Annotated in this window: 6 protein-coding genes; 2 read left to right on the forward strand and 4 right to left on the reverse strand. The window is 66.0% G+C overall.

Annotated elements, in window-relative coordinates; all coding sequences use genetic code 11:
- Positions 1–44 precede the first annotated feature (44 nt).
- The 3 genes from acnD to prpB all read right to left on the reverse strand — a co-directional run bounded on the left by acnD (position 45) and on the right by prpB (position 5,006).
- Positions 45–2,654, reverse strand: a complete 2,610-nt coding sequence (gene acnD / locus ACQZF9_RS07720) for a Fe/S-dependent 2-methylisocitrate dehydratase AcnD (protein ID WP_428312662.1) — start codon at positions 2,652–2,654, stop codon at positions 45–47.
- A gap of 116 nt (positions 2,655–2,770) precedes the next feature.
- Positions 2,771–3,934: a bifunctional 2-methylcitrate synthase/citrate synthase gene (gene prpC / locus ACQZF9_RS07725; RefSeq protein ID WP_428312663.1), complete on the reverse strand. Its 1,164-nt coding sequence runs from the start codon at positions 3,932–3,934 to the stop codon at positions 2,771–2,773.
- A gap of 187 nt (positions 3,935–4,121) precedes the next feature.
- Complete coding sequence (prpB, locus tag ACQZF9_RS07730; RefSeq protein ID WP_428312664.1) at positions 4,122–5,006, reverse strand: methylisocitrate lyase; 885 nt, start codon at positions 5,004–5,006, stop codon at positions 4,122–4,124.
- A gap of 162 nt (positions 5,007–5,168) precedes the next feature.
- On the opposite strand from prpB, the gene prpR reads away from it, so the two are divergent.
- A complete protein-coding gene (gene prpR / locus ACQZF9_RS07735; RefSeq protein ID WP_428312665.1) occupies positions 5,169–6,782 on the forward strand; it encodes a propionate catabolism operon regulatory protein PrpR in 1,614 nt (537 codons plus the stop codon).
- 51 nt (positions 6,783–6,833) lie between these two features.
- Here the strand turns inward: prpR and ACQZF9_RS07740 are convergent, their stop codons facing one another.
- On the reverse strand, positions 6,834–7,325 hold the full coding sequence (locus ACQZF9_RS07740; RefSeq protein ID WP_428312666.1) for a methylated-DNA--[protein]-cysteine S-methyltransferase: 492 nt from the start codon (positions 7,323–7,325) through the stop codon (positions 6,834–6,836).
- Positions 7,326–7,399: 74 nt separating this feature from the next.
- Between ACQZF9_RS07740 and ACQZF9_RS07745 the strand changes: the two genes are divergently transcribed.
- A complete protein-coding gene (locus ACQZF9_RS07745; protein WP_428312667.1) occupies positions 7,400–11,872 on the forward strand; it encodes a DEAD/DEAH box helicase in 4,473 nt (1,490 codons plus the stop codon).
- Positions 11,873–11,874 lie beyond the last annotated feature (2 nt).

An 11,874-nucleotide genomic window follows, 5' to 3' on the forward strand; every position in this document is an offset into this window, starting at 1 on the left:
TCATACTCCACTGGATTCCCGCCTTCGCGGGAATGACAGCTAAATCAAGCCGCCTTCGTCTGCGCCAGAAAATCCACCGCAAACCGCTGCAGCACGCCGCCGGCCTCGTACACCGAAACCTCTTCGTCCGAATCCAGGCGGCAGGTCACCGGGATCTCGACCTTCTCGCCGTTCTTGCGCGTGAACACCACGGTCAGGCTGGCGCGCGGCGTCAGCTTGCCGACGACGTCGTAGGTTTCGGTGCCGTCGATGCCGAAGGTGTTGCGGTTCTGGCCGGGTTTGAATTCCAGCGGCAGCACGCCCATGCCGATCAGGTTGGTGCGATGGATGCGCTCGAAGCCTTCGGCGACGATCGCTTCCACGCCGGCCAGTCGCACGCCCTTGGCGGCCCAGTCACGCGAGCTGCCCTGGCCGTAGTCGGCGCCGGCGATGATGATCAGCGGCTGGCCGCGGTCCATGTAGGTTTCGATGCCTTCCCACATGCGCATGAGCTTGCCTTCCGGCTCGACGCGCGCCAGCGAACCCTTCTTCACCTTGCCGTCGACGATCGCCATTTCGTTGATCAGCTGCGGATTGGCGAAGGTCGCGCGCTGCGCGGTGAGGTGATCGCCGCGATGCGTGGCGTAGGAGTTGAAGTCCTCTTCCGGCAGTCCCATCTTGTGCAGGTAGGCGCCGGCCGCGCTGTCCATCATGATCGCGTTCGACGGCGACAGGTGATCGGTGGTGATGTTGTCCGGCAGCACCGCCAGCGGGCGCATGCCCTTGAGCGTGCGCGGCCGCGCGGCCAGCGCGCCCTGGCCTTCCTTGTCCCAGTACGGCGGGCGGCGGATGTAGGTGCTCATCGGGCGCCAGTCGTACAGCGGGCTGACCTTGTCCTCGATGACCTTGAAGGTAAACATCGGATCGTAGATCTGGCGGAAAAATTCCGGCTTCACGCTCTTGGCGATCACCGCGTCGATTTCCGCGTCGTCCGGCCAGATATCGATCAGGCGTACTTCCTTGCCGTTCTGGTCGAGGCCCAGCACGTCCTTCTCGATGTCGAAGCGCACCGTTCCGGCGATGGCGTAGGCGACCACCAGCGGCGGCGAGGCGAGGAAGGCCTGCTTCGCATACGGATGAATGCGGCCGTCGAAGTTGCGATTGCCGCTGAGCACGGCGGTGGCATATAGATCCCGGTCGATGATCTCCTGCTGGATCACGGGATCGAGAGCACCGCTCATGCCGTTACAGGTGGTGCAGGCGAACGCGACGATGCCAAAGCCCAGCGACTCCAGCTCCGGCAGCAGCTTGGCTTCTTCCAGATACAGCTGCACGGCCTTGGAGCCGGGCGCCAGCGAAGACTTCACCCAGGGCTTGCGCGTCAGGCCTTTCGCATTCGCATTGCGTGCGAGCAGGCCGGCGGCGATGACGTTGCGCGGGTTGCTGGTGTTGGTGCAGCTGGTAATCGCGGCGATGATCACCGCACCGTCCGGCATCTTGCCGTCGGCCGGCAGCTCCCACGGCGCGGCGATGCCGCGTTCGGCCAGAGCCGAGGTCGGCAGTCGCTTGTGCGGGTTGCTCGGGCCGGCCATGTTGCGCACGACGCTGCTCAGATCGAACTTCAAAACGCGCTCGTATTCAGCAGTTTTCAGCGCGTCGGCCCACAGGCCGGTGTGCTTGGCGTAGGTTTCGACCAGCTTGATCTGCGACTCTTCGCGGCCGGTCAGACGCAGATAGTCCAGCGTGTTCTGGTCGATGAAGAACATCGCCGCGGTGGCGCCATATTCCGGCGCCATGTTGGAGATGGTCGCGCGATCGCCGAGCGTCAGCGCGCTCGCGCCTTCGCCGTAGAATTCAAGATAGGCGCCGACGACTTTTTCCTTGCGCAGGAATTCGGTCAGGGCGAGCACCACGTCGGTGGCGGTAATGCCGGGCTGCGGTTTGCCGCTGAGTTCGACGCCGGTGATTTCCGGCAGACGCATCCACGAGGCGCGGCCGAGCATCACGTTCTCGGCTTCCAGGCCGCCGACGCCGATCGCGATCACGCCGAGCGCATCGACGTGCGGCGTATGGCTGTCGGTGCCCACGCAGGTATCCGGAAACGCGACGCCATCCTTGGTGTAAATGACCGGCGACATCCGCTCCAGATTGATCTGATGCATGATGCCGTTGCCGGACGGAATCACTTCCATGTTCTTGAACGCTTTCTTGGTCCAGTCGATGAAGTGGAAGCGGTCTTCGTTGCGGCGGTCCTCCACCGCGCGGTTCTTCGCGAACGCATCCTTGTCGAAGCCGCCGTATTCCACCGCCAGCGAGTGGTCGACGATCAGCTGCACCGGCACCACCGGATTCACTTTCGCCGGATCACCGCCCATGTCGGCGATCGCGTCACGCAGGCCGGCGAGATCCACCAGCGCGGTCTGGCCGAGAATGTCGTGGCAGACCACGCGTACCGGAAACCAGGGGAAATCCAGATCGCGCTTGCGCTCGATCAGCTGGCCCAGATAGGCATCGAGCATCTTCGGGTCGGCCTTGCGCACCAGGTTTTCGGCCTTGACGCGCGAGGTGTAGGGCAGCTTGTCGTAGGCGCCGGGCTTGATCGCGTCGACGGCGGCACGCGCGTCGTAGTACTCGAGCGTGGTGCCTGGCAGGGGTTTGCGGTTGGCTGTGTTCATTTGTCTCACGGCAGAAAATGATGATCTTGCTGCTGTTGTAGGAGCGGACCCTGTCCGCGACTGGGCCGTCATTGACACAATCGCGGACAGGGTCCGCTCCTACAGTCGGATGCGTATTATTTGCGGTCCTTTAGGGGCACAAACTTGAGATCTTCCGGCCCGACGTAGTTCGCGCTCGGGCGGATGATCTTGCCGTCGATGCGCTGTTCGATCACATGCGCGCTCCAGCCGGATGTGCGCGCGATCACGAACAGCGGCGTGAACATGTCGGTGGGCACACCCATCACGTGGTAGCTGACGGCGCTGAACCAGTCGAGGTTCGGGAACATTTTCTTGATGTCCCACATCACCGTTTCCAGGCGCTCGGCAATGTCGTACATCTTGGTGCTGCCGGCTTCGACCGACAGATCCTTGGCCACTTCCTTGATCACCTTGTTGCGCGGATCGCTGATCGTGTAGACCGGGTGACCGAAGCCGATCACGACTTCCTTCTTCTCGACGCGCGCCTTGATGTCGGCCTCGGCTTCATCGGGCGTGTCGTAGCGCTTCTGGATTTCAAAGGCGACTTCGTTGGCGCCACCGTGCTTGGGGCCGCGCAGCGCGCCAATGCCGCCGGCGATGCAGCTGTACATGTCCGAGCCGGTGCCGGCGATCACGCGCGAGGTGAACGTGCTCGCATTGAACTCGTGCTCGGCGTACAGCACCAGCGAGGTGTGCATCGCCTTGACCCAGCTTTCTTTCGGCTTTTCCTGATGCAGCAGGTGCAGGAAGTGTCCGCCGATGGAATCGTCGTCGGTTTCGACGTCGATCATGTTGCCGTTGTAGGCGAAGTGGTACCAGTACAGCAGCATCGAGCCGAGGCTGGCCATCAGCTTGTCGGCGATGTCGCGCGCGCCGGCATGGTTGTGGTCGTCCTTCTCCGGCTTGACGCAGCCGAGCACCGACACGCCGGTGCGCATCACGTCCATCGGGTGCGACGACGGCGGCAGCTGTTCCAGCGCGGTTTTCACCGCGGCCGGAATGCCGCGCAGCGATTTCAGCTTGGTCTTGTAGGCCTTCAGTTCGGCCGCGGTCGGCAGCTTTCCGTGAACCAGCAGGTGGGCGATTTCTTCGAACTCGCACTGCGCGGCGACATCGAGGATGTCGTAGCCGCGATAGTGCAGATCGTTGCCGCTACGGCCGACGGTGCACAGCGCGGTGTTGCCGGCGGCGGTGCCGGACAGCGCGACGGATTTTTTCGGCTTGAAGGCGCCAGCGGCGGGTGCAGGGGTATCGCTCATTTGAATCTCCTAAGTCTTGAATTCGCGTTTTGGTGTCGATTCCAACGGCACTTCGAAAATCCCCTCTCCCTCCGGGAGAGGGTTAGGGTGAGGGCGTCTGAGTTAGAAGCCAGTTTGCATTCTGCAAGTCCCTCATCCGGCGCTTCGCGCCACCTTCTCCCGGAGGGAGAAGGGTTCACAACAAAAGCTATTTCTTCTTGGCCGCAAACAGCGCATCGAGCTTGCTCTCGAAGGCGTGATAGCCGATGCGGTCGTAGAGCTCGTTGCGCGTCTGCATCAGTTCGATCACGTCTTTCTGATGGCCGTTGTTGCGGATCGAGGTGTAGACCGCCTCGGCGGCCTTGTTGGCCGCGCGGAATGCCGACAGCGGATACAGCTGGATGCCGACGCCGACCGAAGCCAGTTCCTCGCGCGTGAACAGCGGCGTCGCACCGAATTCGGTGATGTTGGCGAGCACCGGCACCTTCACCGCGTCGACGAAGCGCTTGTAGGTCGGCAGGTCGTAGGCGGCCTCGGCGAAGATGCCGTCGGCGCCGGCTTCGACGCAGGCGATGGCGCGTTCGATCGCCAGATCGACGCCCTCGACCTGGATCGCGTCGGTGCGCGCGATCAGGAAGAAATCCGGATCGGTCTTGGCATTGGCGGCGGCCTTCACGCGGTCGACCATTTCGTCCTTGGACACGATCTCCTTGCCCGGACGATGGCCGCAGCGCTTGGCGCCAACCTGATCCTCGATATGGCAGGCGGCGGCGCCGGCCTTGATCAGCGCCTTGACGGTGCGCTCGATGTTGAACGCGCTGGCGCCGAAGCCGGTGTCGATGTCGACCATCAGCGGCAGGTCGCAGACGTCGGTGATGCGGCGCGTGTCGGTGAGCACGTCGTCCATCGTGTTGATGCCCAGGTCCGGCAGGCCCAGCGAGCCGGCCGCGACGCCGCCGCCGGACAGGTAGATCGCCTTGAAGCCGGCGCGCTTGGCCAGCAGCGCGTGATTGGCGTTGATCGCGCCGATCACCTGCAGCGGTTTTTCGGCGGCGAGGGCAGCGCGGAATCGGGCGCCGGCGGACTGGGTCATGGCTTTGCTCCTGGTGGGATGCGGACGCGTCCAGGCGATCAAGGGTCGTGCCAGCCGGTGCGACGGCGTAAGTAATTGAAGTAAATCGTATTTAGTTTTGAGGTTCGGATTGCGGATGTTTCATGGATGCATCGCAACGTTCAATGAAACATAATCTGCAACATGCGAAACGCCGACAGCAACCTGCCGAGCATCTGGACCGTCAGCGTGACCCGGCTGTCCGGCCTGCTGCGCGACCTGACCCCGGAATTCGATGGCCGCGCGCATATCGACACGCTCAACCTCGGCTTCGAGGAAGCGGTGACGGTGATCCGCGAGCGCCTGCGTACCGAAGACTGCGACGTGCTGCTGTCGGCTGGTTCCAACGGCGAATATCTGCGCCATCGCATCGACAAGCCGGTGGTGCTGATCCAGCCCGACGGCTTCGACCTGATGCAGGCCCTGGCGCGCGCGCGACGCTATTCGGGGCGCATCGGCTTCATCAGTTACGGCGCCGATCTGCCGGCCTTCGCCGCGTTCAAGCAGCAGTTCGGGCTGGACATCGAACACCGCCGCTACAGCAATACCGAAGAGGCGCGCGACATCGTCACCGAGCTGGTCGCGCTCGGCTGCGGCGCGATCGTCGGCACCGGCTTCGTCGTCGAGCTCGCCGAGAAAGCCGGCGTCGCCGGCATCCTGATGTATTCGGCGGATTCGGTGCGCAAGTCCTTCGAGCAGGCGATCGACCTGGCGCGGATGCTCGGCAGCGCGCGCGGCGGTCCGGCGCGCAGCGCGCCGCCGGCGCTGGCGGCGGACGCCAAGTTCAGCCTGCGTCGCCTGCTTGGCAACAGTGAATCGGCAATAGCGCTGCGCGAGCAGGTGGCGCTTTACGGCGCCAGCGAGCGCACCGTGCTGATCACCGGCGAAACCGGCACCGGCAAGGAGCTGGTGGCGCAGGCGCTGCACGGCGCCAGCCCGCGTCGCGGCAAGCCCTTCGTTGCGGTCAACTGCGGCGCCATCGCCGAGTCGCTGCTGGAATCCGAGTTGTTCGGCTATGACGAAGGCGCGTTCACCGGCAGCCGCCGCGGCGGCCGCACCGGACTGATCGAAGCCGCCAACGGCGGCACGCTGTTCCTCGACGAAATCGGCGAAATGCCACTGGCCTTGCAGACGCGCCTGCTGCGCGTGCTCGAGGAGCGCGAGATCACGCGCGTCGGCGCGAGCCGCGTCACGCCGGTCGACGTGCGCGTGGTCGCGGCGACGCATGTCGAGCTGGATCGGCTTGCCTCCGACGGCCGCTTCCGGCGCGACCTGTACTACCGCCTCAACGTACTGCGCATCGCGCTGATGCCGTTGCGTGAGCGCGCCGAGGACATTCCGCTGCTGCTGATGAGTTTCCTGCGCGCAGCCGGCGCCGGCGCGATGATCGTCGACGCGCCCGGCCTGGCGCTGCTCCAGGCCCACACCTGGCCCGGCAATATCCGCGAGCTGCGCAACCTGGCCGACCGCATCGCCGTGCTGGCGCATGCGCAGTCGCCGCTGTCGGCGCTGACCCGTCCGCTGCTGCTGCGCTGCGCGCCGGAACTGGCGCCGGTGGTGCAGGCGATTCCGGCGCTGGCGCAAACTGCGTCTTCTGCAGCTATTTCGTCAGCCCCCAAGCCGCTGCGCATTTCGCGCCCCAGCGACGCCGAGCTGATTGCCGGTCTTGCCGCGGCCGGCGGCCAGCGCGAAGCACTCGCCACGCACCTCGGCGTATCGCGCACCACGCTATGGCGCTGGTTCAAGGACATGACGTAGCCCGGGTGAAAGCCGGGAGCGGTCGCGTGCCCATCCCGGGTTTCACCCGGGCTACAGAAGCCGGAACGGCTTGGCCTCGTGATCCAGCAACCAGCGCTTGCGCTCGATGCCGCCGCCATAGCCGGTGAGGTCGCCGCTGGCGCCGATCACGCGATGGCAGGGCACGATGATCGAGATCGGGTTCCTGCCGTTGGCGAGCCCTACCGCGCGTGACGCCTTGACGTCGCCCAGGCGCCGCGCCAGCTCGCCGTAGCTGATCGTCTCGCCGTAGGGAATCTGCATCAGCGCGTCCCAGACCTTGCGCTGGAACGGCGTGCCGACCGCGGCCAGCGGCAGCTTGAATTCGCGCAATTCGCCGGCAAAAAAAGCACTCAGCTGTGCCTTGGCTTCAACGAAGCGGGGCTCGTCAGCGCGCCAGGTCTGCTCGGCCGGCGGATGCCGTCGATATTCCATATGCAGGCCGGTCAGCCCGGTTTCGTCGGCGAGCAGCATCAGCTCGCCGATCGGACTGGGCATCGTCGAGCGGAACAGGGCGGGGAACATGGAACTGTCAGCAGACTTCGAAGCAGGCATCGTCGGCGCCTCCGGTGCCGGGCGGGCGGTGCGATAATAAGGCCATGCAAATCCGTCTCGATCTCTCCGGCCAGCAAGCGCGGCAGGACAGGGAAGGGCCGTTCCACCCGGCGGTGTCCGGCTGGCTAAAGAGTCGCTTCGGCCAGGCGACCGAAATCCAGCAGCGCGCCTGGGCGGTGACCTCGCAACGGCAGCACGCGCTGATCGCCGCGCCCACCGGCTCGGGCAAGACGCTGGCCGCGTTCCTGTCGGCGATCAACGATCTGGTCGTCGACGGTCTCGAAGCGCCGCTGGCCGATCGCGTCTACGTGCTTTACGTGTCGCCGCTGAAAGCGCTCAGCAACGACATCCAGAAAAACCTGCAGGAACCGCTGGCCGGCATACGCGAACAACTCGCGGCGCTGGGCCTGCCGGATGTCGGCATCCGCGACGCGGTGCGCACCGGCGACACGCCGGTGTTCGAGCGCGAGCGCATGAAAAAAGTGCCGCCGCACATCCTGGTGACGACGCCGGAGTCGCTGTTCATCCTGATGACCTCGCAGGCCGGCCGCAACATGCTCGGCGCCGTGCGCAGCGTGATCGTCGACGAGCTTCATGCGGTTGCCGGCGGCAAACGCGGCGCGCATCTGATGCTGACGCTGGAAAGGCTGGATGCCCTGTGCGCCAGCGAAGGCGCCGGGCTGCCGACGCGCATCGGCCTGTCGGCGACGGTGAAGCCGCTGGCCGCGATGGCGCAGTATCTGATCGGCAATCGCGACGAGCCGGTGCACATCGTCGACACCGGCCACGTGCGCCAGCGCGACATCGCGATGGAAGTGCCGCGCTCGCCGCTGACGCCGGTGATGGCCGGCGAAGTCTGGGGCGAGACTTATGATCGCCTCGCCGAGCTGGTGCAAGCGCACAGCACGACCCTGATCTTCGTCAACCAGCGCCGCATCGCCGAGCGCACCGCGCGTCATCTGGCCGAGCGTATCGGCGAGGCGCACGTGACCTCGCATCACGGCAGCCTGTCGCGCGAACATCGCCTGAACGCCGAGCAGCGACTCAAGAGCGGCAATCTGAAAGTGCTGGTCGCGACCAGCTCGCTGGAACTCGGCATCGACATCGGCGACATCGACCTGGTCTGCCAGCTCGGTTCGCCGCGCGCGATCAACGCGTTTTTGCAGCGTGTCGGTCGTGCCGGCCACGCCATCGGCGCGATTCCGAAAGGCCGGCTGTTTCCGCTGACCACCGACGACCTGCTCGAATGCACCGCGCTGCTTCATGCGGTGCAGCGCGGCGAACTGGACAGGATCCGCCTGCCGCGACGCCCGCTCGACGTGCTCGCGCAGCAGATCGTCGCCGAGATCGGCTGCGGCGAATGGGGCATCGACGAGCTGTATGCGCGTTATCGCCGCGCCGATCCCTATCGCGAACTGACGCTGGAGACGTTCGAGCAGGTCGTACAGATGCTGAGCGACGGCTACACCACGCGGCGCGGCCGTCGCGGCGCCTACCTGCATCTGGATGCGGTGAATCGCCGGCTGCGCGCGCGGCCTGGAGCGAAGCTCGCCGCGGTGCTCAACGCCGGCACGATTCCGGACCAGTTCGACTACGAAGTGGTGCTGCAGCCCGACGGTCATCGGGTCGGCACGCTCAACGAGGATTTCGCGTTCGAGAGCCTCCCGGGCGACATCTTCCAGCTCGGCAACACTTCGTATCGCATGCTGAAAATCGAGACCTCGCGCGTGCTGGTCGAGGATGCGAAAGGCCAGCCGCCGACGATTCCGTTCTGGTTCGGCGAAGTCCCGGGGCGCAGCGACGAGCTCAGCGTCGCGGTGTCCGACCTGAGCGAACAGGCGCAGCAGAAGCTCGCGATCAGCGCCGAAGTCTGCACGCGCTGGCTGATCGACGAACTCGGCCTGCCGGCATCGGCCGCCCAACAGCTCAGCGAATACTGGGGCGCGGCGCTGGCGATGCTCGGCGTGCTGCCGAATGCGAATACCGTGGTGTTCGAGCGCTTCTTCGACGAAGTCGGCGACACCCATCTGGTGATCCATTCGCCGTTCGGTTCGCGCGTCAATCGGGCCTGGGGGCTGGCGCTGCGCAAGCGCTTCTGCCGCACCTTCAACTTCGAGCTGCAGGCCAGCGCGCTGGAAGACAGCATCGTGCTGTCACTGGGACCCACGCACAGCTTTCCGCTGGACACGGTCCAGCATTACCTGAAGTCCGCGACCGCGCGCGAAGTGCTGATCCAGGCGCTGCTGGACGCGCCGATGTTCGGCACGCGCTGGCGCTGGAACGCCACCGTCGCGCTCGGCATCCGCCGCATGAACGGCGGCAAGCGCGTGCCGCCGCAGTTCCAGCGTTCGGACTCGGAAGATTTGTTGACCTTGGTGTTCCCCGACCAGGTCGCCTGCGCCGAGAACCTGGTGGGCGAGCGCGAAATCCCGAATCATCCGCTGGTGCAGCAGACGCTCGACGATTGCCTGCACGACACCATGGACGTCGAAGGTTTCGAGCGCGTGCTGGCGCGCATGGAGGCGGGCGAAATCCAGGTGGTGTGTTGTGATCTTGCGGCGCCTTCGCCGTTGTCGCAGGCCGTGCTGAATGCGCGGCCCTATGCCTTCCTCGATGATGGCGCCGCCGAAGAACGCCGCACCCGTGCGCTGGCGATGCAGCCGCTGCTCGACGTGCAGACCGCCGCCGATCTCGGTCGCCTCGATCTGGCCGCGGTCGATCGCGTGCGCGCCGAAGCCTGGCCGGAATTCCGCAGCGCCGACGAGCTGCACGACGCGCTGTGCGTGCATGCGTTTCTGACTGGCGCCGAGCTGCCGGCGGTGGCGCGTCAATGGCTGGACGAGCTGGTCGTGCAAGCTCGCGTAACGCGCCTGAGGCTTGTTCCTGTAGGAGCGGACCCTGTCCGCGACGATGATGGCGCCGCGCTGGATCGGTCGCGGACAGGGTCCGCTCCTACAGAGGCGGAAAGTCAGGGCCTGTGGGTTGCTGCCGAACGGCTGCACGAATTCCGCGCGGCGCTGCCGCATGCCAAAGCAGAGCCCGCGATCCGCGCCGTCAGCCGCGATCAACCCGCGGCAGAAGACGCCTTGCGCGAAATCCTGCGCAGCCGCCTCGAACTGCTGGGCCCGGTAACCGCCGCAGCACTCGCTGCACCGCTGCACGATTTGCAAGCCACGCAAGCCGCGCTGCTGCAGCTCGAAGCCGAAGGCGCGGTGATGAGCGGCAGCTTCACCGCGCCCGGCGCCTTGGAGTGGTGCGACCGCCGGCTCCTCGCCCGTATCCATCGCTACACCCGCGATCGCCAGCGCGCCGAAGCGCAGCCGGTCGCGCCGTCGCAGTTCATGCGCTTTCTGTTCGGCTGGCACCGCTTGCAAGGCAGCAATGTCGAGGCGCGCCATCAGGGCGATGGCGGCCTGATCGCGGCGCTGCAGCAGCTCGAAGGTTTCGCCGCGCCGGCCGGCGCCTGGGAAGACGATTTGCTGCCGTCGCGCATCGAGGCCTATGCGCCGGCGATGCTCGACCGCGTCTGCAGCAGCGGGCGCGTCGTCTGGCAAAGGCCGATCGTCGAAAATGCCGACGTCCCGCGCCGTCGCGGCGGCCCGGTGCGCAGCACGCCGATCCTGCTGTGCGAGCGTGAATTCCTGGGTTACTGGTCGCAGCGTCGAGCCGTGGAAACCAGCCCTGACGGCGAAGACGCCGAACGTCCGCTGTCTTCGCGCGCCGACCGCCTGCTCGACGCGCTGAAAGCCAACGGCGCCAGCTTCTACGACGAACTCGCGCAGGACAGTGGCCTGCTCAATGCCGAAGTCGGCGACGCGCTGGGCGAGCTGGTCAGCGCCGGCCTGGCGACCTGCGATTCCTTCGCCGGCCTGCGCGCCTTGACCCTGAGCTCGGACAAGCGCGATCGCCTGCGTCGCCGCTTCGGCCGCAACGATGTCGCTTTCGACGACGCCGGGCGCTGGTCGCTGACGCGGCCGCGGCGCCCGGTTGCGGAGGAGTCGGCGTCCTCGCTGGCCGATCCGCGCGTCGAGCACATCGCGCGCGTGCTGCTGCGCCGCTACGGCGTGGTGTTCCGCAAGCTGCTAGAGCGCGAGGCTGATCTGCCGCCGTGGCGCGAACTGCACTATGTGTATCGCCGCCTGGAAGCGCGCGGCGAAATCCGCGGTGGCCGTTTCGTCAGCGGATTTTCAGGCGAGCAGTTCGCGCTGATCGAAGCCGCCGGCGCGCTGAAGCGCTACGCCGACGCACAGCCGAAGAGCGGCACGATCGAGCGCGTCTGCATCGGCGCCGGCGATCCGCTGAACCTGGTCGGCATCCTGGTGCCGGGCGACAAGGTCGCGCGGCTGCCGGGCAACCGCATCGTGTTCGAGGACGGCGTGCCGGTGGCGGTGCAGAGCGGCGGCGAGACACGTTATCTGCGCGAAACCGATCTGCACGACCAGTGGGAGCTGCGCAACCTGATCACTCGCAAGCAGAATGCGATCGGCTATCTGCAGCCGCCGTCGCGGCCGCAGTAGCG

Origin of the sequence: Hydrocarboniphaga sp. (assembly GCF_965279055.1) — a bacterium.
Lineage (GTDB): Bacteria > Pseudomonadota > Gammaproteobacteria > Nevskiales > Nevskiaceae > Hydrocarboniphaga.

Bases quoted from the DNA above. Each gene is read 5' to 3' on its own strand.
- acnD (WP_428312662.1), bottom strand. From the start codon at position 2,654: ATGAACACAGCCAACCGCAAACCCCTGCCAGGCACCACGCTCGAGTAC.
- prpC (WP_428312663.1), bottom strand. From the start codon at position 3,934: ATGAGCGATACCCCTGCACCCGCCGCTGGCGCCTTCAAGCCGAAAAAA.
- prpB (WP_428312664.1), bottom strand. From the start codon at position 5,006: ATGACCCAGTCCGCCGGCGCCCGATTCCGCGCTGCCCTCGCCGCCGAA.
- prpR (WP_428312665.1), top strand. From the start codon at position 5,169: ATGCGAAACGCCGACAGCAACCTGCCGAGCATCTGGACCGTCAGCGTG.
- ACQZF9_RS07740 (WP_428312666.1), bottom strand. From the start codon at position 7,325: ATGTTCCCCGCCCTGTTCCGCTCGACGATGCCCAGTCCGATCGGCGAG.
- ACQZF9_RS07745 (WP_428312667.1), top strand. From the start codon at position 7,400: ATGCAAATCCGTCTCGATCTCTCCGGCCAGCAAGCGCGGCAGGACAGG.